Source organism: Enterococcus sp. DIV1368d (genome assembly GCF_050542975.1).
GTDB classification, from domain to species: Bacteria; Bacillota; Bacilli; order Lactobacillales; family Enterococcaceae; genus Enterococcus_D; species Enterococcus_D casseliflavus.
In genome coordinates this window covers 308577-329451 of the sequence record NZ_CP172939.1, presented here as the reverse complement: position 1 = coordinate 329451, position 20875 = coordinate 308577, and the positions used below count along the sequence as shown (strand labels likewise).

The 20875-nt window shown below is 45.8% G+C and carries 18 protein-coding genes; 7 read left to right on the top strand and 11 right to left on the bottom strand.

Features of this window, described 5'->3' with window-relative positions; translation table 11 throughout:
• Positions 1 to 196: 196 nt before the first annotated feature.
• Positions 197 to 1558: a citrate/2-methylcitrate synthase gene (locus IGJ44_RS01570; RefSeq protein ID WP_170927486.1), complete on the bottom strand. Its 1362-nt coding sequence runs from the start codon at positions 1556 to 1558 to the stop codon at positions 197 to 199.
• Positions 1559 to 1793: 235 nt separating this feature from the next.
• On the opposite strand from IGJ44_RS01570, the gene acnA reads away from it, so the two are divergent.
• From acnA to IGJ44_RS01550, 4 genes are all read left to right on the top strand, one after another.
• A complete protein-coding gene (gene acnA / locus IGJ44_RS01565; RefSeq protein WP_015508827.1) occupies positions 1794 to 4490 on the top strand; it encodes an aconitate hydratase AcnA in 2697 nt (898 codons plus the stop codon).
• Positions 4483 to 5733: an NADP-dependent isocitrate dehydrogenase gene (icd, locus tag IGJ44_RS01560; protein WP_167826632.1), complete on the top strand. Its 1251-nt coding sequence runs from the start codon at positions 4483 to 4485 to the stop codon at positions 5731 to 5733. Before acnA ends, icd begins: the two co-directional genes overlap by 8 nt.
• 104 nt (positions 5734 to 5837) lie before the next feature.
• The gene (locus IGJ44_RS01555; protein WP_430606050.1) at positions 5838 to 6692 is read left to right on the top strand and encodes a helix-turn-helix domain-containing protein; all 855 of its coding nucleotides are present in this window, start codon (positions 5838 to 5840) and stop codon (positions 6690 to 6692) included.
• A gap of 105 nt (positions 6693 to 6797) precedes the next feature.
• Positions 6798 to 7337: a biotin transporter BioY gene (locus IGJ44_RS01550; protein WP_086338959.1), complete on the top strand. Its 540-nt coding sequence runs from the start codon at positions 6798 to 6800 to the stop codon at positions 7335 to 7337.
• Between the two features lie 91 nt (positions 7338 to 7428).
• On the opposite strand, the gene IGJ44_RS01545 is transcribed toward IGJ44_RS01550, so the two are convergent.
• The 6 genes from IGJ44_RS01545 to IGJ44_RS01520 all read right to left on the bottom strand — a co-directional run bounded on the left by IGJ44_RS01545 (position 7429) and on the right by IGJ44_RS01520 (position 10936).
• Positions 7429 to 7995, bottom strand: coding sequence for a nucleotidyltransferase family protein (locus IGJ44_RS01545; RefSeq protein ID WP_167826630.1), 567 nt, complete (start codon positions 7993 to 7995; stop codon positions 7429 to 7431).
• A gap of 30 nt (positions 7996 to 8025) precedes the next feature.
• Complete coding sequence (locus IGJ44_RS01540; protein ID WP_159161094.1) at positions 8026 to 8775, bottom strand: 3-oxoacyl-ACP reductase; 750 nt, start codon at positions 8773 to 8775, stop codon at positions 8026 to 8028.
• On the bottom strand, positions 8772 to 8993 hold the full coding sequence (locus IGJ44_RS01535) for a DUF2829 domain-containing protein (protein WP_005227147.1): 222 nt from the start codon (positions 8991 to 8993) through the stop codon (positions 8772 to 8774). Before IGJ44_RS01535 ends, IGJ44_RS01540 begins: the two co-directional genes overlap by 4 nt.
• An 85-nt stretch (positions 8994 to 9078) precedes the next feature.
• Positions 9079 to 9972, bottom strand: a complete 894-nt coding sequence (locus IGJ44_RS01530; protein WP_010748632.1) for a metallophosphoesterase — start codon at positions 9970 to 9972, stop codon at positions 9079 to 9081.
• A gap of 1 nt (position 9973) precedes the next feature.
• Positions 9974 to 10351, bottom strand: a complete 378-nt coding sequence (locus IGJ44_RS01525) for an iron-sulfur cluster biosynthesis family protein (protein ID WP_005227145.1) — start codon at positions 10349 to 10351, stop codon at positions 9974 to 9976.
• 15 nt (positions 10352 to 10366) lie between these two features.
• Entirely contained in the window at positions 10367 to 10936 is a 570-nt protein-coding gene (locus IGJ44_RS01520; RefSeq protein WP_005227144.1) for a GNAT family N-acetyltransferase, read from the bottom strand.
• Positions 10937 to 11043: 107 nt separating this feature from the next.
• Here IGJ44_RS01520 and IGJ44_RS01515 point away from each other — a divergent pair, with 107 nt between their 5' ends.
• On the top strand, positions 11044 to 11496 hold the full coding sequence (locus IGJ44_RS01515; RefSeq protein ID WP_010748630.1) for a YueI family protein: 453 nt from the start codon (positions 11044 to 11046) through the stop codon (positions 11494 to 11496).
• 14 nt (positions 11497 to 11510) lie between these two features.
• Positions 11511 to 11930 (top strand): hypothetical protein, encoded by a 420-nt coding sequence (locus IGJ44_RS01510; protein WP_005227142.1) that lies wholly within the window; start codon positions 11511 to 11513, stop codon positions 11928 to 11930.
• Positions 11931 to 12001: 71 nt separating this feature from the next.
• On the opposite strand, the gene gshAB is transcribed toward IGJ44_RS01510, so the two are convergent.
• Entirely contained in the window at positions 12002 to 14266 is a 2265-nt protein-coding gene (gshAB, locus tag IGJ44_RS01505) for a bifunctional glutamate--cysteine ligase GshA/glutathione synthetase GshB (RefSeq protein ID WP_167826629.1), read from the bottom strand.
• Between the two features lie 246 nt (positions 14267 to 14512).
• On the opposite strand from gshAB, the gene IGJ44_RS01500 reads away from it, so the two are divergent.
• The gene (locus IGJ44_RS01500) at positions 14513 to 14881 is read left to right on the top strand and encodes a BlaI/MecI/CopY family transcriptional regulator (RefSeq protein WP_005227140.1); all 369 of its coding nucleotides are present in this window, start codon (positions 14513 to 14515) and stop codon (positions 14879 to 14881) included.
• A gap of 282 nt (positions 14882 to 15163) precedes the next feature.
• Here the strand turns inward: IGJ44_RS01500 and ftsY are convergent, their stop codons facing one another.
• From ftsY to smc, 3 genes are read right to left on the bottom strand one after another with little or no spacing between them, the layout of a single operon-like run.
• The gene (gene ftsY, locus IGJ44_RS01495) at positions 15164 to 16459 is read right to left on the bottom strand and encodes a signal recognition particle-docking protein FtsY (protein ID WP_167826628.1); all 1296 of its coding nucleotides are present in this window, start codon (positions 16457 to 16459) and stop codon (positions 15164 to 15166) included.
• A 1-nt stretch (position 16460) separates the two neighbouring features.
• Positions 16461 to 17279, bottom strand: coding sequence for a Cof-type HAD-IIB family hydrolase (locus tag IGJ44_RS01490; RefSeq protein WP_005227138.1), 819 nt, complete (start codon positions 17277 to 17279; stop codon positions 16461 to 16463).
• Positions 17280 to 17291: 12 nt separating this feature from the next.
• Positions 17292 to 20870, bottom strand: coding sequence for a chromosome segregation protein SMC (gene smc, locus IGJ44_RS01485; protein WP_015508819.1), 3579 nt, complete (start codon positions 20868 to 20870; stop codon positions 17292 to 17294).
• Positions 20871 to 20875: the final 5 nt, after the last annotated feature.

Here is a 20875-nt window from a genome sequence, read left to right as displayed (position 1 = left end):
CAAAAAATGCAAGAAACTTTGTAATCAATTTTTGCATTCCTATATGAAAAACGAGAAAAACTTGATTTTTCTAATGAACGAATGAACCAAGCCATTCATTTGCTCTCTAGTAAAAATACGCAAAAACGGCTCAATTCTCCTCTTTTCGAGTGTCCAAAACAAAAACAGCAGCGAGCTTCCTCCCTGCTGTTTTGATCTATCTTGACTCTATATCGATATATTCCCGATCATTTGACACTTCTTTGTAGGCGGGACGCATGATTTTTTGTGCGTTGACCAGCTCTTCGATCCGATGGGCGGACCAGCCGACGATCCGCGCGATAGCAAACATTGGTGTATACAGTTCTTCTGGCAGATCCAACATGTTATAAACAAACCCGCTGAAAAAGTCGATATTGGCACTGACTCCTTTGTAGATTTTGCGCTTTTCATTGATGACTTGAGGAGCAATACGTTCGACCATCGTATACAATTGATATTCTTGCCAAGCTTCTGATCCTTTTTCTTGGGCCAGTTTTGCCACATAATTTTTAAAAATCGCCGCACGGGGATCGTTGTCGCTGTATACCGCGTGGCCCATGCCATAAATCAATCCTTTACGGTCAAACGCTTCTTTATCTAAGACTGCTTCCAAATAGCTGCGGATCGCCTGTTCATCGGTAAGATCAGCAACGTTGCGCTTCAAATCTCCCATCATTTCCGTCACTTTGATATTAGCACCACCGTGTTTAGGCCCTTTCAAAGAACCTAGCGCTGCAGCAATCGTTGAATAAGTATCCGTCCCACTGGAGGTAACGACTCGTGTCGTAAAGGTCGAATTATTCCCGCCTCCATGTTCCATATGCAAAACCAGTGCCATATCCAATGTTTGGGCTTCTTGGAAGCTATATTCTTTCGTTGGACGTAGCATAGTCAAAATCGTTTCAGCTGTACTCAACTCTTCGGTCGGACGGTGGATATACATACTCTCCCCTTGATTGTAATGATTGTAGGCATGATAGCCATAGATTGCCAAGAGCGGAAAGACACTGATCAGCATCAGACTTTGTTCCAATACATTTTCAATGCTGATGTCATCTGCTTGTGGATCGTAACTTGCCAGTGTCAAGATACTGCGAGATAAGCTATTCATGATATCAGAAGAAGGTGCTTTCATAATGACGTCACGAACAAAATTGGTCGGCAATGTACGTTTTTCTGCTAATAGGCAATGAAAGGCCGCAAGTTCTGTTTTGTTTGGCAGTTCGCCGAAAAGTAATAAATATGCAATCTCTTCAAAGCCAAAGCGTTTTTCATTGACGAACCCTGCAACTAACTCGTTGATGTCAATTCCGCGATAACGCAGCTCGCCACAAGCTTCAATTGGCTTGCCAGCAATGATTTTTTCTGGATAAATGGTTGAGATCGTCGTAAGCCCTGCTAAGACCCCCGTGCCATTTAAATCCCTCAGTCCACGTTTCACATCATATTCTGAATAAAGATTCACATCTATCAAATTGTATTTCTGACATTGCGATGCAAGATAGGACATCTTCTCTTTCTTTTCTAATCTTTCCACGGTGATGTTACCTCCAATCTTTCTACAAACTATCGACTACAATGTTATTTAACCGTATACAAACATCGTTAAAATAGTCATCCTATAAAATCGTTGCTTTTTAACAAACTTTCACACATTATAGCACGATGTTGAGAAAATGAAATATTTTTCATAAATTTAATTGATTTTTTAAATTATCAACGTATAATTATTCCTAATAAGTACGTTTATCTTCGTAAAAAGGAGGATTCTTATGAAGTGGCAATCTCAACTCACCGTCAATGATACGCAATACACGTATATTGACTTAGCGAAAATCACCCAAGACTTAGGGGCTGATTTATCTCGCTTACCCTACTCCATTCGAGTTTTATTGGAAAGTGTTGCTCGTCATCAAGACGAGGAAATTACAGAGGATTATTTACCATTTTTAGCGAACTGGCAGGCAGAAACCCCTACTGGTGTCGTGCCGTTCAAACCAGAGCGGGTCGTTTTGCAAGACTTTACTGGGGTACCCGCAGTCGTTGATTTGGCTGCCATGCGGGATGCGATGGTCGCTTTAGGCGGTGCCGCAGAAGACATCAATCCTGAGATTCCCGTCACACTCGTCGTCGACCACTCTGTGCAAGTCGATCAAGCCGGTACTCCTGGGGCGATCGCTTTTAATACGGAGCGGGAATTTGAACGCAATGCAGAACGCTATCAATTCTTGAAATGGGCGCAAGGTTCTTTCGACAATTTCGAAGTCGTTCCACCTGAAACAGGGATCATTCATCAAGTCAACATCGAATCGTTGTCTGATGTGATCTTGCAAAAAACACACGAAGATCAACGACTGCTGTTTCCTGATACATTGCAAGGAACCGATTCTCACACCACGATGATCAACGGCTTGGGGGTTCTCGGTTGGGGGGTTGGCGGTATTGAAGCGGAAGCTGCGATTCTTGGCGAACCTTCTTTCTTCCCTACGCCTGAAGTCATCGGGGTGAAATTTATCAACGAGATGCCTGCAGGTACCACCGCCACCGATTTAGCACTAAAAGTAACTGAAGTGCTGCGGATCGAAAAAGTGGTCGGAAAATTTGTCGAATACTTCGGTCCTGGCTATCGTCATTTAAGTTTAGCTGATCGAGCAACGTTAGCAAACATGGCTCCCGAATATGGTGCGACTTGCGGTTTTTGTCCGATTGATCAAGAGACCTTGAACTACTTAGCAACGACCGGTCGCTCCAGCGAGCTGATCGAACTCGTTGCCGCTTACGCCAAAGCCAACCATTTCTTTTATGATGAAACGATCGTGCCGACCTATACTAAGACGATCACCATCGATCTAGCAGAAGTTCAGCCAGCATTAGCGGGCCCTAAGCGCCCGCAAGATCGGATTTTGCTTCCAGCAGTCCGTCAGGATTTTGAACAATCGGTCACGGCTGCCGTCGGTCCCAAGGGCTTTGGTCTTTCAGAGGACGAATGGCAAAAAGCAGCCAGCGTTACCTGGCCAGATGCTGCACCTGACAAATTAGTGACCGGCGATATCGTCTTGGCGGCGATCACTAGCTGTACGAATACGAGCAATCCCTTCGTCATGCTCTCGGCAGGCTTATTGGCTAAAAAAGCCATTGAAAAAGGTCTGACCGTCTCTCGTACGGTCAAAACCTCCCTTGCACCTGGCTCCCAGATCGTGACCACCTATTTGCAAAACAGTGGTTTGCTGCCGTATTTAGAGCAACTCGGCTTTTATTTGGTGGGTTACGGTTGTACCACCTGTATCGGAAATTCAGGTCCTTTAGAAGCGCAGGTCGCTGAAGCAATTGAGGCAGAAAATCTACTGGTGGCATCGGTTCTGTCAGGCAATCGAAATTTTGAAGGAAGAATCCATCCACAGATCAAAGCCAATTATTTGGCTTCACCGCCATTAGTTGTTGCCTATGCCATCGCTGGCAGCATTCGCAAAGATCTCACAAAAGAACCGTTAGCTATCGTCAATGACGAGCCGGTGTATTTGTCTGATATTTGGCCTAGCAATGAAGAAGTCAATGCTTACGTTCAAGAGTACGTCGGACCAGAAGCATTTCGCGCTGCCTATGAGCATCTTTTTGATGCCAATGAACGCTGGAATGCGATCGAAACCACCACGAGCGCATGTTATGAATGGGAGGAGCAATCCACTTACATCGCTCATCCGCCCTACTTTGAAACATTGACCAAAGAGTTGCCTAAACCAGATGTCTTAGCTGATCTGAAAGTCTTGGCAAAATTGGGTGATTCCGTCACCACTGACCATATTTCTCCTGCTGGCAGCATCAGTATGGATTCTGCAGCTGGAAAATTTTTACAAGAAAAAGAAGTTCCGTATCGTGAATTCAACTCCTTTGGTTCGCGACGCGGCAATCATCAGATTATGATGCGGGGGACTTTCGGCAACATCCGTCTGCAAAACCAGCTAGTGCCTGGCAGTACTGGCAGTGTCACGCATTATTTTCCAACAGGGGAAACCCTGTCGATATTTGATGCAGCTATGAATTACCAAAAAGCTGGTCAAAGCTGTATCATTTTAGCTGGTAAAGATTATGGCATGGGTTCTTCTCGCGACTGGGCCGCCAAAGGAACACAATTGTTAGGCGTTAAAGTCGTCTTAGCAGAAAGCTTCGAACGAATCCATCGCAGCAACTTGGTCATGATGGGGATCATTCCGCTTGAATATCTTGCTGGTGAAAGTGCCGCATCGTTTGATTTGGACGGCAGCGAAACATTCTCGATCGCTTTGCCAGAAGAGCCAGTGGTCAAGCAGCTGATCGAAGTCACTGCGCAACGGATCGACGGAGGGACTGTCTCCTTTATGACCCGCCTGCGCTTTGATGCCCCTGCAGATATTCGCTATTGGAAGCATCAAGGAATTTTACCGATGGTCATTCGAAAAAAAGCTGAATTAGGAGGAACTGCCCATGCCTAACCAAACAACCCATGAAGCAACGACGATCACCATTCCTTACATTGCAGGAGACGGCATCGGTGCCGAGATTTGGCAGGCTGCGCAACCTGTGATTGATGCCGCTGTAAATAAAGCCTATGACAATCAACGCCACATCGAATGGCTGGAAGTTTTAGCTGGAGAAGCCGCCTTTGAACAGACGGGGGAATGGCTGCCGCAAGCAACCATCGATACGATCAAGGCTCAACAATACGCCTTAAAAGGACCGTTGACTACCCCAATTGGCGAGGGCTTTCGCTCCTTGAATGTCACCTTGAGGCAAACGCTGGATCTTTATGCCTGTGTCAGACCTGTTCGCTATTTTACAGGGGTCCCTTCGCCTTTAAAGCAGCCAGAAAAAACCGATATGGTGATCTTTCGAGAAAATACTGAAGATGTTTATGCTGGCATCGAATTTGCCAAAGACGACGACGCAACGCAGCGTCTGATCCAGACATTGCAAGCAGACTTTGCTGTCAAGGCGATTCGCTTTCCTAAAACTGCCGCTATCGGCATCAAGCCGATCTCTTTAGAAGGCAGTCAGCGCTTGATCGCTGCTGCCATTGAGTATGCGATCGCTCAAAAGCGGCCCACGGTGACACTGGTGCATAAAGGCAATATCATGAAATTTACAGAAGGCGGCTTTAAAAACTGGGGCTATCAGCTTGCAGAGACCACATACGCCGACCAGTGTTTTACAATGAATCAATACAACAAAATCAAAGCAGAAAGCGGCTCAAAGGCAGCCGAAGCCGCCCTTGCCTCGGCAAAAGCGGCTGGGAAAATCGTTGTTAACGACGTGATCGCAGACAACTTTTTACAACAGATCCTTTTGTATCCAGAAAAATTCGACGTCATTGCCACTTGTAATTTGAACGGCGACTACATTTCTGATGCACTTGCTGCACAAGTCGGCGGCATCGGGATCGCCCCCGGTGCCAATATCAACTACGCTACTGGGGCAGCCATCTTTGAAGCTACCCACGGAACAGCACCGGATATCGCAGGACTTGGCAAAGCCAATCCCTGTTCGCTGCTGCTGTCAGCGTGCATGCTTTTAGAACATTTGAACTGGCCAGAAGCAGCTCAAATCCTAACACAAGCCATTGAACAAGCCTTGCAAAGTCAACACGTCACTGCCGACTTCGCGCAGTTGATGCCAGAAGCGGTCTGTTTAACGACACAAGCGTTTGGTGAACACCTCCTTCAGTTGATCCATTCGTAAACTCAAGCTGTGATTGAGTCGGCATTTGCCTGCTCAATCACAGCTTGATTGCGTTTTCACCTTTTGAGAAACTATACTTAGAGCATGAAAGGGGGAATTCATTTATGAGTGAATTCAACATGAGAAAAATCGGTCAGCAGATCGCTGCCAAACGCAAAGAAAAAAACCTGACCCAAAGCAACTTGGCCGACCAGTTACTTGTCAGCTATCAGGCGGTCAGTAATTGGGAGCGGGGCAACTCACTGCCGGACATTGAAAAATTGCCGCAGCTAGCAGCGATTTTAGACCTATCCATCGATGAGCTGTTAGGAAAGCCAGCAGCTGCGGTGCAACATTATCAAGCGGGAACCGCACAGCCAGAAGAAATCGCCGAACTAGCTCCGCTGATCAAACCGCAAGAATTGTCAGCGTTGATTCAAGAAGAACCGTTTCAAGAAACTTCTTTAGATTTAGACTTATTGCCTAGGCTAGCACCTCATTTGACCAGCGCAGACTTGCAGCACCTGCTAAATGGTGCCGAGAATATCCCAGAAGAGGTACTGGAAGAACTCCTGCCGTTTTTGAAAAAGTCCCAAGTAGAAGAGCTCCTGAAAGGTAAGCACTATTCCATGGCTTTTTGGGAAGAGGCGGCGCCCTTTTTACCCCCCAACTTTTTGGCGGGAGAAATCAAAGGCTGGCTTGAAAATCCTGACTTCTGCTTTTCTGAGATTGAAGAACTGCTGCCCTTTTTACCTGCGCCGTATCTGGATGAACTCCTGCTGACCGCCCTGGAACAGCCAAACGTTGCCGCAGCAGAACGCTTGGCTTATGATGAAATCGAAGAACTGCTGCCGTTTCTGACAGAAGCAACGATCTGCCGGCTCGTTCAAGCACTGCCCTTCTCAACAGATGAGCTGGAAGAGATCGCCCCTTTCCTCTCCTCAAAGAACTTGATTGTCCTTTTTAAAAAAGGACACTAAAAAAACAAGATTCTTCTTTACTTTTGGTAAACCACCGTTTATAATTTCGTTAACCAAATAAATTAATTTCAGGTTAACGAAATTATTATTAGAGAGAAGGATTCGATGAAATTATCATTACGTGAACAAATCCATGCCGCTTTATTTGCGATCATTATTGCTGGTCTTTCCCAACTGACGATTCCATTAGGTTTGATCCCATTGACAGGACAAACCTTTGCGATCGGGCTGGCGGTGACTTTCCTCGGCACGCGAACTGGAACGATGGCGATCGTCATCTACTTGCTGTTAGGATTGATCGGTTTGCCCGTTTTCGCTGGTTTTTCCAGCGGTGTCGGTGTTTTGTTAGGACCAACTGGCGGCTATTTAGTTGGCTTCCTCTTTAATGGATTGCTTACTGGATTGATCGTAGAAAAAACAGCGTTTCACTACACAGGAGCAGTGATCGGCAATATTGTCGGTGCGCTGGCAACTTTGTTGTTTGGTACATTATGGCTGAAATGGAGCACGGGCATGGCATGGCCGGCTGCCTTTAACGGTGGCTTTGTTCTGTTTATTATCCCTGGGATCATCAAAGCCGTTGCCGCAGCTTATCTAGGTATCTTTTTAAGAAACCGCTTGGCGCAACCATTGGCTTTACGTTAATAAAAAACACTCGCGTCATATGCAGCGATTCCCATCAGTTAGCTTTTTCGTCTAACTTCTGGAAATCGCCGCATCACGCGAGTGTTCTTTTTTATTTCTTCCCCTCTTCATTCGAGAGCTGCGGCCAAATTTTCTGCCACTGCTTCATCGCTTGGCGTTGTCGATAAACCGCAAGATACTGTTCATTTTGGGCAAAATGCGGTGTTGGACGCACCCGAAAACTGCAAATATCCTGCCAGCCAAAAGGCGCCATCAATTCAAGCTTGCCTTGATTCATTCGTGCCGCTACCGCTGTACAACGCTCTGGAAACTTCGTTAAAGCATCGAAGGTACTTGTATAAGGCGGCTCCTCGGCAAAATTGTGCTGGTGCATCAACGCTTGGTTACGAACCTCCCAAGGAAATTCGGGAAACGAGCGGCGCAGTTGCTCTTCGATCGCTGCTGTTTCTTCTATGCTTACAGTCGGATCATAAAACACGACATCAATATCGGTCAGCGGCACCTCCGCTATTTTCCCACTGAGAAACCCCCATAAATAATTCCGCAGGTACCCAGCACACAGCCAGCAATCCGACAGCTGCAGCGCTTCAATGATCGTAAGCAGTTGTCGACATTCACGATTTTTTGCAAACAAGTTCTGGATCGCTTGTTCCTTCATTGGCGTCCTCCTCTAATGGGTTCAGGCTAGTTATTTCAAGGTCCAACCACCGTCGATGGGCACGATCGCCCCCTGCAAGTAACTAGCTTGCGGACTGGCTAGAAAAAGGGTCAGTGCTGCAACTTCTTCTGGTTGCGCCCAACGCTTGACTGGCGTCTCTTCTGCTACCCATTGCGCCATTTTCCCGTCACCGGCAAAATCAGCCGCATTCATCGGCGTTTGAATCGCACCGGGCGCGATGCCCTTCACCGAGATCCCTTGATCTGCAACATCCAATGCCAACTGTTTGGTAAACCCGACGATCGCGTGTTTTGCGGTTGTATAGGCGATCCCGCCCCCACCTGCGACCATTCCAGCGATCGACGCCATATTGATGATCGTTCCGCCGCCATTGGCTTGCATCAGCGGCAAAATTTCTTTCGTTAAATAAAACATGCTGGAGACATTGGTTTGAAATATCTCCTCCCACTCCATTGACGTCGTCTCAGCGATCGTATGATAGCCGTCAAGCTTTCCTGCTGTATTTAACAAGACCGTGATACCGCCAAAGTGCGTCACACAAGCTTGGACCGCTGCAAGACAATTTTCTTTCACCGCTAAGTCACAACATGTGCCGAAAAAGCGGGGCTGGGCTAAAAGCGAATCAGGAAACGATTGGCAGTCAACACCAAATACTTGAGCGCCTTCTGCAAGAAACGCCTCTGCTTGCGCTTTACCGATGCCTGAAGCAGCCCCTGTGACAAACACAATCGTTTTGCCATCGATCCACGCTGCCGTCATTCCACGATTTTCCAATCTTCCGCAAGAATGTCGCAAACAGTCGGTGCGAAACTCGAGAATCCCTCATCTGCTGTTTTGATCAAAAAGTAAGGGGTGACTGGGGCATTGTCGTAGACTTCGCCTTCAACGAATGTCACATAAAGTTCAAAGCCGCCCCAACCTTCACGAATGATTTTTTTGCCAGCTTTTAATTCTGGTAAGATTTCTTCAAATGTCATGATTTTTCTCCTTTGTGTGTTTCTTCTAATGGTTTAAATTGCTTGGAAAATCAATTACGAAAACAAGCAGAACTCGTTTGCTGCGCTAATACGGCAGCAGCGTGATCGCTTGCGCCAATTCCTCTACAAGATGCGCCGTTTTATAGTCCTCAAATGCCTCATGATGGTTTCGCAGCAGCGTCCGAACTTTCGTTGGAGAATATGCTTCTGCTAAGTGATTTTCCAAAACGAAGCGTCGGGTCAACTGCCATTCATAATAGTAGCCGAAGGGACGGCAATAGTAGCTGGTTCCCGCAAGTTCTTTTTTCTCAAAGCGTCGATGGGTATGCCCAAAGACGACTGCCCGCACATTGGCGTACTGGTCGATCACTGCGCCAAAATCAGGCGACCCCAAAAAAGCATTTAGGTGGTTCCAGCGGGCGTACTTGCCGGTCTGCCGCACAATAAACGCTTCTTGGGGCACAAAATGCGTAGAAAGAAAAATTTCTTGGTCTTGCGGCAAATGGGCCAATGTTTCCGCTAAACGCTCATTGATGGCTTGGCTGATCTCCTTATCCGATCCCTTTCGTTGAATCATGCGGTCATACCAAAACAAATTTTTCAGCCGCAAGATCTCAGCTTCACTGGTCAGATCAGAATATTGGTAGTCATACCAGCCATTGATTCCCAACAGCTGTGTTTTTTCTGATAAGCGATACGTCTGAAAATTAAGAAAGGCGGGATCATCGAAAGCCTCGATCTCTTGTTCCGTCAAGTCCACCATTTCATGATTGCCCCAATGAAAGGTCGTTGGCACCTGTCGACTTTGAAAAAATGCGACCACGTCTAATAGCCGTTGCTTTTTATTCGCCACATCTCCTGCCAGATGCAGATGGGTCACCTGATTTTGCTGCAAATAATCAGCGATCAGCTGCAGATGGGGATCAAATAATTGGTTGATATCGACGTGCAAGTCGCTAATAACCGCCAGCGTGCCCATCTCAGCGGCCCGCCGTCTGCTTTTCGATCCGTAACAATTGGACATCGTTAGCTAAGATCCCGCTATTTCCCACCAATTGCAACCGTTGATAGGTCGGTTCCACCTGCATCCGAGTCTGTTCTTCTAAATACACCTGAGCCCCTTGCTTCAACCAAATCGTGCCTAATGGTGTCGTTAAAGGGGTGTCGTAGATCGCCAATCCTTCTTCTGGATAGCTTTGCGGCACGATGATCAGGCGAAAATGGATGTCCAAACGGCAGGTGATCTCCGTTGCAGGAAACGGACCAACGCCGTCTTCAAAATCCAAGTAGAGACGATCATCTGGCTGCACATAAGGGGTTATTTTTTCAATTGCTGCTGGCTCAATGTTCAGTTCCATGACGAGAGCCCTCCTTTACATGATACGTTTTTTCCATTCCTCAAGGGTGATGCCACGCGTGACTTCATCGATGATTTCTTCACCCGATTTGCGGGCAGCTGGGATCGTTGCTTCCAATTTCATCCCAATTTTCTCCATGACCCGTCCAGACTTGGGATTTCGGGCATCATGTCGAGCAAAAATTCGAATCAATTCGAGTGTTTCAAAACCGAAATGCAGCAGCGCCATTGCCGCTTCTGGCATAATCCCTTGCCCCCAATAATCGCGACTCAATGTATAACCGAGCTCAGCGATCTCTTTTTCTGATTCTACCCGCAAATCGATGGTCCCGATCATTTTTCCTGAGTCTTTTTCTTCGATCGCAAATTTTCCTAAGGGTGCAGCAACAAAATACTCGGCGATGCGTAGTTTTGTTTCTTCAACCGACCCATGTCTAGCAAAGACGAATGTCGTCGTTTCTTCATCATTTGCATAGGCAAACATGTCTGCTGCATCTGCCAAGGAAACAGGACGCAAGAGCAGCCTCGGTGTCTCCAACCGTTGATTTTCTGCTAACAATAGCAAATGTCGTTCTTTTGTTGTCATAGGATCCCTACTTTCTGTCAATACTCTCTCACGATCGCACCCCTCTTTTGCTATTTGCTGGATATGCTATAATAAGCATAAGTAAACGCTTTGAGGAGGATACTTCAATGTCAGACGAATTAGAAAAACGCCTTGATACAGGAATGTATGGGACGCCTCGCGTCAACCCAGATGAACAGCGCAAGTATTTAGGCACGTTTCGTGAACGGTGTTATCTTAGTATGACAGTAACAGAAATGAAGAAGAAGGACAACCAGAAAACGCTCTTGAACGCCTTACCAGATTATCAAGGAGCGCTCGTGCTGCTTAACGGAAAATTGCCAGAATCGATCCAGACCGATTACATCACTTTACTGACCAAGCAACAGATGGAATTTCGGATCGTCTCCGATGCCCAAGATGCTGGTCCAGACAGTATCGGCTTGCTGATTGCTGGGAAAGAAGCCGTCAATGAAGACGTCATCGATATCGAAAAAAAATTCCCTGCAGCTGCCGCTCCATCGGATAAAGAGCAGGAACAACCAGAGAAAACGTCATTTTGGAAACGTCTTTTCCATTAAAAGGAGGAACTATCATGGAACAATCAACACCGCCCTACCTTTCATTAAAGAAAGAACTGCTTGATGCTTTGGATCTGCATATCGATTTGTTAAAAACGGCACCCACGATCGAATCCAGCCATCTAGATGGCGTATTGTTCATGATGCGCAGCTTGGGTTTTATGCTGGATCGCGCTCCGAAAGTACTCCTGCTGGAGGATAAGAATGAAATGAACTTTATGATGTTTCAATATTATAGCCTCCTGTCGGAACTGAAGTACAATCTGGTTTTAAACTTTCCCTACGCCTCGATTCAAGGCGTACCGTTATTAACCTTGATCCAACGTTTTCCTACCACGTATGAAAAAGAAATGAAACAATGGTGGGAAGCCCGAACGGGTCTCAAGGTGGAAGAAACAAAACAAACGATTGAGATCGCTGCTTTTGAATCCTAATAAAAAAAACTGCACACTTTGAAAGGAACTCTCCTTCCAAAGTGTGCAGTTCTTTGCTTTTTGTACTTCCATCAGCTCTCGAAAACTTCAGGGAACAACAGGCGTAAAACAGACATAGTTAAGCGTCGGCCTTTCCCGCTGTATGGATAAACGTGCATATGCATCGCTGGGTTGAAATTGGCTTCAATGATTCCATAAGCCCCCGGTTCATTGGCTGGCTTGGTTTTGTCTGGAATAATCAGATCGATTCCGCTGATAGATGCTTGTAATGCGGCTACCGCATCGACTGCTACTTGTTTGTAATCATCGTTGAAGTCATCCGTCACATCGATAGAATCACCGCCAGTACTGATATTCGAGTTTTCTCGCAAATAAACGATCTGCCCCTCTTCGGGTACTGAATCCACTTGATACCCTTGCTCTTTTAACATCAGTTGTTCCAGTTCCCCTAATTGGATCAGCTCTAATGGGGTCCGATGATGGGTGCCGCGCAATGGATCAAGATTTTTCTCTGCGACGAGTTCCGTGATCGTGCGCTTGCCGTCACCCACGACATTGGCAGGGATACGTAGTAAAATCGCATCGACTCGCCCATCGATCACGAAGAACCGATATTCCGTCCCTGACAAAAAAGTCTCAACGAGGATCGAATCATCTTCCGCAAAGGCAATGGCGACCGCCGCTTGATAATCCGCTAAAGAGGCACCTTCTTTGAAAATCGAGATACCGATCCCATAGTTGGTGGTTTTCGGTTTTACCACAAACCCGCTGTGGGCAATCTGAGGATAAAACGCGATCGCTTCTTCTGCCGAAGCGAACTCAGCGCCACTTGGTACATGAAAGCCATTTTCGGCTAAGATTTTTTTAGTGACCGTTTTATTCGCCATGATCAATGGGACGATGTACTGATCCTTACTGGTCATATTGGCATTTTTAACATATTCGATGTGGTCTTTCACGGCTAATTTCAAGAATTGATCCGTTTCATCCAGTACCGACACTTCGATTCCTTTTTGGATCGCATCGAACAAGAGGATCTGGGTCGACAATTCCATTGCTCGAAATCCAGCTAACTGATATGGTTTTTCCCAAGCAGCTTGATGATACTTTTGTCCCAGCACTGTTGCTGTCTGCGCTTGACTGGTTGCTTGACTTGCTGAGAAAAGACGTCCCGCGAAGGTTCTTTCTGGTTCAGCCAGCATTTCTGAGAGCTGATCTAAAAATGGTGGATGCGGCAGCTCAAGGGCTTGGGCAAAGTCCATCATTTCAGTAATCAGCGCTTGCGCTTCTTGCTGATAAGTCAAAGGTGCAAGCGGATGTTCTAATGCGACCTGATCATTTTTCTGATTGCCCTCTTCGATCCACGCATCCGCATCGCTGCCTTCTTCTTTTGTACTTAAAAACAATAAGAAGAAATGCAAGAATGCGACTTGCTCTTTGGAAATCCCATAGCGGGCAAAGGGATCGATGTCAATATTTCTTAACTCAATATAACGGATACCCGCTGAGGCTAAATCTGCGACCCGTTTTCCCCCACGTAGACGCACTGGCGCATAAAATTCTTTTTCTTCTGAAAGCTTTCCCGTCTCCACTAAGTTGGCAATATCTGCAAGATAGGTCTCTAACGAAGCGTAAGATACCTTGACGTCTTCGTGATTCGTGTACCCATAGCGGCTATTGCGAATACTACGGACTGGTTCTTGCGGTCCGTTTTCTGTCGTAAAATAATTGGCTTCTGAAGCAGGAGTCGCCCCAAAGAAATACGTCAAAAACCAGCGATAGTGCAAATAATTGCGAGTTACTTTCAAATAAAGTGCCGTTTTAAACGTCTGGAAGCTTTCCTTCGTTTCAGACAAAGCATACAGCTGCTGCAAAAAGTCTTCCGCAAATTCGAAATTGAAATGAATCCCACTGACCATTTGCTTGCGGCGACCATATGTTTTGGCTAAATAGCGGCGGTAGAGCACATCTTCAAATTGGTCTAATTTAGCAATGACGATGTCTTCTTCTTTTTCTGGTAAAGCCGGTGGCATACTCAATGGCCAGAGCATTTCTTCTGCTGACATCGAACGATACGCTACATCATGAATAGCCCCTAAAAAACGGAACAATTCATCCACGGAATCAGCGACGGGCGTAATCAGTTCCAGTTGGTTTTCGGAAAAATCCGTTTGGATATACGGATGGAAGCGCCGATTGCCTAATGTTTTAGGATGATCGGTACCTGCAAACGTCCCATCGAGCCGCACCCGCTGCGCTTCACGCTCAATCCCGTAGCGTCCTTTCAATAAATAGGGAAAAAGCTCTTTATGTGATAACAATGTTTTTATTTTCATTCGACTGCCCTCTATGTTCTTCTACTAATTTTTTTCTCAAATGCTATTTCTTTCCATCTATTATAGTGAAAACTGGTGAAAAATGCAGAAATTTGCTCCTCACTTGTAATATCTCTTACTAAAATTACCAAGAATTTATAAAATACTTGAATAAATTTGATATTTACCTTCAAAATAAAGTATACTGCTTATAGAACAGTAAATTATTATGTCCATATTACTCTTTTTTGAAAGGAAGAATAGTGAATGAAGCCACTTAATCTTACCAAACGCGAACGTCAAATCATGAATATCTTTTGGAATTCAGACAAACCTCTTTCTGCAAATGACATTGCTGTCCAACAGCAAGATCTAAGCAAGAATACCATTCAAGCAGTCGTACGTAAACTAAAAAACCACGACTTATTGAAAGTAGCGGATATCGGCTACAGCGGTACTGTTTTGACTCGGTTGTATTCTCCGAATGTGACCCAAGAAGACTTCTTAGCAGCAGAATTGTCTGATCAATCTTTATTGAATTTGATTACGAACTTTATCGAAACCAATAAAGATATCGATACATTGAACAACTTGGAAAAAATGATCACTGAGCGCCAAGGGGAACTTAAGAAATAATCTTTCCCTACCGTTGAACTCGTTGTATTCTGCCTGATACTTCCCAAAGTTTTTAGACAGTGCAGAAGAAAACGAAGCCTTCAAACTGCTTTTCCTGATTTTTTGGCAAAGTCGTGCATCGCTGTACCCACATTTGCCACGCCAAGTGTTCTCAGCTTTACGTCACAAGTCAAGCTCGTGGAAAGAGACGACGACCCGTTTTCTCTTCCCTTTGATCTCACAAAAGCAACAATAAAGGAGAGCCATGTGTAGGTGTATCACCTAACACAGGGCTCTGTTTTTTTATTCTTTGATCAAGCCTTTGAATAAGCCAACGACAAATTCATTTGGATCAAATGGTTCTAAATCATTGATGCCTTCTCCGAGTCCCACTAATTTGACTGGCAGCCGCAGCTCGTTACGGATCGCCAAGACGATCCCCCCTTTGGCTGTTCCATCAAGTTTCGTTAAGACGAGACCAGAAACATCCGTCGTTTCTTTAAATTGTTTTGCTTGATTCATCGCGTTTTGACCCGTTGTTGCATCCAACACGAGCAGGACTTCATGAGGGGCCGTTGGGTCCACTCGTTGAATGATCCGTTTGATTTTTTCTAGTTCGTTCATCAAATTGACTTTGTTTTGCAAACGACCAGCAGTATCTACTAATAAAACGTCAGCATTTTCTCGTTTTGCGCGCTCCATCGCATCAAACACGACTGCTGCTGGATCGCCTCCTGCATTGCCACGAACGACTTCAACACCAGCCCGTTCACCCCAGACCACTAATTGATCGATGGCACCGGCACGGAAAGTATCCGCTGCAGCCAATAAGACTTTCTTGCCTTCGGCTTTGAATTGGTGGGCTAATTTCCCGATGCTGGTGGTTTTTCCAACACCGTTCACGCCAACAAATAAAATGACGGTCAACCCTGACTGCATATTCAACTCGTTGACTTCACCGACACCCGCTTCCCCATATAGGTCAACCAATTTTTCGATGATGACATTTTGGACATCTGCCGTTTTCTTCACATTACGCAATTTGACTTCTTGCCTCAATGCATCCGCGATCTTCATCGCCGCATCAAAGCCGACGTCTGCGCCGATCAGGGTTTCTTCCACTTCTTCGAAGAAGTCTTCGTCCACCGTACGGAAGTTGGCAAACAATTCGTTCATCCGTTGCCCAAAGGTTTTCCGTGATTTCGTCAATCCTTTGGTGTATTTATCCTGCACACTTTCCGTTTCTGGCGCTGGTTGAAGGATTGGTTCAGAAGCTGGTACTTCCTCTGATGGTGTATCCTTAGCCACTTCTTCTGGAATACTTGGTGCTTCTTCTCCTTTATTCGCTGTCGTTGCTTCTTGCTGCGGGGACGCTTCAGCAGTTTCTTGCTCTGGGTCCAAATCACTTGATTCATCGGTGGCTTCTCTAGGGGCCACTGGTTCTGAAGCGCCTTGTTCAGCAGGTGTTTGTGCTGGCTGGCTTTCTTCTGAACGCTGTGCCTCTGGTGAGTCAGCATCGACTAACGGTTTGTCGGTTTCTTGCTCTGCTTCTTTGGTTTCTCCAATCAGCGCTTTTTTGATTTTGTCAAAAAATCCCATCTTACGCACCTCCTTTTAAGACATATTCTTCAATCACTGCTGCCACACCGTCTTCTTGGTTTGAAACGGTGACAACGTCAGCTGCCTCTTTAATGATTGGCACGGCATTGGCCATCGCTACGCCAATCCCTGCATAGCGAATCATCGGCAAGTCATTTTCTTCATCACCGATCGCCATCACTTCTTCTTGCTTGATCCCTAAATCTTGCGCCAATAGGCTGATACCATAGGCTTTGGTGATTCCTTTAGGCATAAATTCCAACAGGTTATTCCGGCTTTTGATGATTTCATATTTCTCGCGGATCTCTGAGGAAATCTCAGGGATCTTAGGATCCAAAACTTCCTGATGGTAGGCGATCACCGCTTTATTATAGAGCATCGATTCATCCAGATCAGCTACGGCAAAAGGACGACAATCCAATAAAGGATTCAAGGAGCCATAAATCGATGGATGCGCTGCTGAAGTCGGCAAACTCAAGACGATCTCTTCGGATACCACGTCTAGAGGCAAATTTAAGTCTTCCGCCACTGAAACCAATTCATGGATATCTGCCAGCTGCATCGCTGCTTTTTCAATGATCTCGCCAGTCTCATTTTTTTGAACCAAACCGCCGTTAAAGGTGATACTGTAGTCGCCGGGTTCTTTCAGCGATAATTCTTCTAAATAGGGACGGATCGCCCGCAACGGACGTCCCGTACAAATGACGATTTTTACGCCTTGTGCTTTGGCACGAGCAAGTACCTCTTTGTTGCGAGGAGTCACTTCTTTTTTGTCATTCAATAACGTTCCGTCTAAATCGATCGCAATCAGTTTAATCATATCATTCCTCCTCTATGCTTGATCTGCTGCAAAACTACCGCCTTCACGCACTTCTTCTAAGCGCACGGACACGGTCTTCGACACTCCAGATTCTTGCATGGTCACACCATACAACACATCTGCTGCCTCCATCGTTCCTTTACGGTGAGTTACGACGATAAACTGTGTATCATTTTGGAAAGCACTCAAGTAATGACCGAAACGAGAGACATTGGCTTCATCCAATGCTGCTTCCACTTCGTCAAGCACACAAAACGGTACTGGACGAACTTGAATAATGGAAAACAATAACGCAATCGCAGTCAGTGCCCGTTCGCCCCCTGATAGCAAGCTGAGGTTTTGCAATTTCTTGCCCGGTGGTTGGGCTTCGATCTCGATCCCAGTGTTCAATAAATCTTTCGGATCTGTTAAGACTAATTCCGCATGACCGCCGCCAAACATATTAGGAAATACTTGTTTGAATTGCAAACGGATCGCATCGAAGACTTCGCCGAAACGGGTTTTGACTTCTTCATCCATTTCAGACATCGTATCAAACAGCTGTGCTTTAGCCGACAGCAGATCGTCTCGCTGACTCGTCAAGAACAAATGCCGTTGATTGACTTGCTCATATTGTTCGATCGCATTTAAATTGACTGGACCAATTTGCTCGATCGCTTGTTTTAGTTCCTGAATGTCGACTTTGGCTTGTTCTGCATCCTCGATTTCAGGGAAATCTTGCGCTGCCTTTTCAAAGGTGAGATTGTATTCTTCTTGTAAATACAACAAACGATTATCCATCACCAATTCTGCGCGATTTTTTTCGATCTCAACTTCGGTTTTTTCTGACAGCTTTTCTTTTTGCGTTAAGTTTTCAGCACTCAGGGCTTCGTCTAATGCGCCGATTTCTTGTTGAACGACTTGACGTTGTTCACGAATCACCGTCAATTCCGCTGTTACCTGCTGCTTGGTTTTTGTGAAGGTTTCAATTCGCTGAAGAATGCTTTCTTCTGAAAACTCATGATCGCTGACGTTGCTTGTCAAGGCAGCTAACTGCCGTTCTAAGGAGAGTTGACGCGCTTCGTTTTCTTCTAATGCTTGATTCGTAGCGGCAATTTTTTGCTGCAAATGCGCCACTTGTTCTTTTTGAACTGCGAAAGCTGCCTGCAAGCGCGCACTTTCTTGTGCTAAGGTTTGGCGTTTTTCCTCGATCAAGTCTTCTTCGGCATTCATTTGATGAATATCTTGGTCGATTTTCGCCAATTGCGCTGCAATATTCTTTTGCTGTTCTTCCAAGCTCGTCTTCTTCTCATCATATTCCTCAAAGAAGGCTTGCACTTCGCGATGTTCAAAATCAAACACTTGCTGCTCTTGCTTCAAGCGGCTCAGGTCATTCTCAAGATTTTGTAAGCGGCTTTGCAGCTCATGCTCCGTCATGCGAGCCTGTTCTCCTTGCGTCCGCAATTCTTCTAATGCTGCTTGTGCTTCTTTGGTCGCTGCTTCAAAATGCTGGACTTGCTTTTCCGTTTTTAAAAGCCGCTCATCCAGTTGCGCCGCTTGTGCCGTCAATTGTTGCAGCTCGTTGCTTTGGCTAAACAAACTACCGGCATTTTTCTTCGTTGCGCCACCCGTCATGGAACCGCCAGCATTCATGACATCCCCTTCTAAGGAAACGACCCGATAGCTATAGTTCAATGCCCGTGCTAACGCATTGGCACTTTGCAAGTCTTCGGCAATCAAGATACTGCCTAACAAGTTATCCGTAATCGTTTGGACGTGTTCGGGCGACTGGACCAATTCGCTGGCAACGCCGATAAATCCAGACACTTGCTTGGCTTGATTGCGGGCATAATCTGGCAAATGACGGGCTTTGATGGTCGTCAGCGGTAGGAAGGTTGCACGCCCCCCTCGATTTTCTTTCAAATACGTGATGGCTGCTCGCGCATCCCGCTCATTTTCAACGACGACATGCTGTGCAGCGGCGCCTAATGCGGTCTCGATCGCCACGGTATAGTCTTGCGGCACATCGATCAACTCCGCTACTGCGCCAACGATGCCGCTGATCTGCTGTTTGTTTTTCAAAATCAAGCGAACGCCTTGATAAAAGCCGCTATAATTTTCTTGAATGTCTTGCAGACTGCGCTGTTTCGCTCGTACCTGCTGCACTTGACTCATTAACTGATACATTTTCTTTTGTTCTTCATCAAAGCGTTTTTTGTTGGTCTGAGCTTTTTCTTGAAGATGGATGTATTGCTTGCGTTGTTCTTCTAAAATCGCTTTAGCCTGCGTCAGCTGCTCTTCCACGATTTGCGCTTCCGTCGTCTTTTCTTTCAACGACGTATTCATTTGCGTCTGCTTGCTTAGCGCCGTTTGATTTTTCGCGGCTTCTTGTTGGTATTGACGCTCCAAGTATTTCAATTCGTTTCCAATCGTTGCCTGCTCCTGCATGGCTTCAACATATTGGCTACGCAACTCTTCAATGATTTCTTTTGCTGAACGTTGGTACTTTTCCTGCTCTTGCTGACACGCCAGCATCGCTGCTTCAACTTCCTGCACACTACGATTCTTTTGTGAAAGCAAGCCGATCAGTTCCGTTTTTTCTTCATTTAAAAGTGTGACCCGCTCTGTGACTTCCTCTAAAGTTTCTTGGTATTCGGCAGAGCTTTTTTGCGTATGCTTTGAACGTTCATCCAAGACTTCTTTTTGCCCTTCGGCTTGCTTCAGTCCTTCGGTGACCTCTAAAAGCTGCTGATTCAAACGCTCCAACGTTTCATCAAAAGCAGTACGTTGTTGCCGCAAAGAATGTAGCGACAGTTCCCCTTGGTTGATCTTTTCGGAAATCTGCGCCAGTTCTTGGTTAAAGGTACTCAGTTGAGCTTTGGCTGTCTCCCACGCTTCTTTTGCTTTCGTGATCTCTAAGACCGCATAGGCCACATCGACCGTCGTCAATTTTTCTTTTAACGCTAAAAAGCGGTTGGCTGCTTCACTTTGGGCTGCCAGAGGCACCAACTGATCTTCTAGTTCATAAATGATATCTTGTAGACGGCTTAAATTGTCTTCAGTTTCAAACAATTTTTGCTCGGCTTTCTTTTTCCGCTGTTTGTATTTCAATACCCCCGCCGCTTCTTCAAAAATCCCACGACGGTCTTCTGGTTTGCTGCTGAAAATTGCTTCTACCTTGCCTTGGGAAATGATCGAAAATGATTCTTTCCCCAACCCAGAGTCCATAAACAGCTCTTGGATATCCTTTAAGCGGCAAGCTTGTTTATTTAAGAAAAAGTCGCTTTCGCCGGTTCTTCTCAAGCGGCGAGTCACGCTGATCTCACTGTAATCCATCGGCAAGTAATGATCGCTATTGTCTAAAACGATCGTCACTTCCGCTATATTTAGCGCTCTGCGGGTGTCAGAACCTGCAAAAATAACATCAGGCATTTTGCCACCACGTAGATTTTTGGCAGATTGTTCTCCTAAAACCCAACGAATCGCTTCGGTAATATTGCTCTTGCCGCTGCCATTTGGTCCGACGACTGCAGTCACTCGATGTTCGAAATCAATGACTGTGCGGTCGGCAAAGGATTTAAAGCCGGCAATCTCTATTCGTTTTAAATACACTCCGC

Excerpts from the sequence above, each read along its gene's own strand:
- IGJ44_RS01525 (WP_005227145.1), bottom strand. The coding sequence starts at position 10,351 with ATGGAACTGAACATTGAGCCAGCAGCAATTGAAAAAATAACCCCTTAT.
- IGJ44_RS01555 (WP_430606050.1), top strand. The coding sequence starts at position 5,838 with ATGAGTGAATTCAACATGAGAAAAATCGGTCAGCAGATCGCTGCCAAA.
- IGJ44_RS01550 (WP_086338959.1), top strand. The coding sequence starts at position 6,798 with ATGAAATTATCATTACGTGAACAAATCCATGCCGCTTTATTTGCGATC.
- IGJ44_RS01540 (WP_159161094.1), bottom strand. The coding sequence starts at position 8,775 with ATGACGGCAGCGTGGATCGATGGCAAAACGATTGTGTTTGTCACAGGG.
- IGJ44_RS01545 (WP_167826630.1), bottom strand. The coding sequence starts at position 7,995 with ATGAAGGAACAAGCGATCCAGAACTTGTTTGCAAAAAATCGTGAATGT.
- gshAB (WP_167826629.1), bottom strand. The coding sequence starts at position 14,266 with ATGAAAATAAAAACATTGTTATCACATAAAGAGCTTTTTCCCTATTTA.
- IGJ44_RS01515 (WP_010748630.1), top strand. The coding sequence starts at position 11,044 with ATGTCAGACGAATTAGAAAAACGCCTTGATACAGGAATGTATGGGACG.
- icd (WP_167826632.1), top strand. The coding sequence starts at position 4,483 with ATGCCTAACCAAACAACCCATGAAGCAACGACGATCACCATTCCTTAC.
- IGJ44_RS01500 (WP_005227140.1), top strand. The coding sequence starts at position 14,513 with ATGAAGCCACTTAATCTTACCAAACGCGAACGTCAAATCATGAATATC.
- IGJ44_RS01535 (WP_005227147.1), bottom strand. The coding sequence starts at position 8,993 with ATGACATTTGAAGAAATCTTACCAGAATTAAAAGCTGGCAAAAAAATC.
- IGJ44_RS01510 (WP_005227142.1), top strand. The coding sequence starts at position 11,511 with ATGGAACAATCAACACCGCCCTACCTTTCATTAAAGAAAGAACTGCTT.
- IGJ44_RS01530 (WP_010748632.1), bottom strand. The coding sequence starts at position 9,972 with ATGGGCACGCTGGCGGTTATTAGCGACTTGCACGTCGATATCAACCAA.
- IGJ44_RS01520 (WP_005227144.1), bottom strand. The coding sequence starts at position 10,936 with ATGACAACAAAAGAACGACATTTGCTATTGTTAGCAGAAAATCAACGG.
- ftsY (WP_167826628.1), bottom strand. The coding sequence starts at position 16,459 with ATGGGATTTTTTGACAAAATCAAAAAAGCGCTGATTGGAGAAACCAAA.
- IGJ44_RS01490 (WP_005227138.1), bottom strand. The coding sequence starts at position 17,279 with ATGATTAAACTGATTGCGATCGATTTAGACGGAACGTTATTGAATGAC.
- acnA (WP_015508827.1), top strand. The coding sequence starts at position 1,794 with ATGAAGTGGCAATCTCAACTCACCGTCAATGATACGCAATACACGTAT.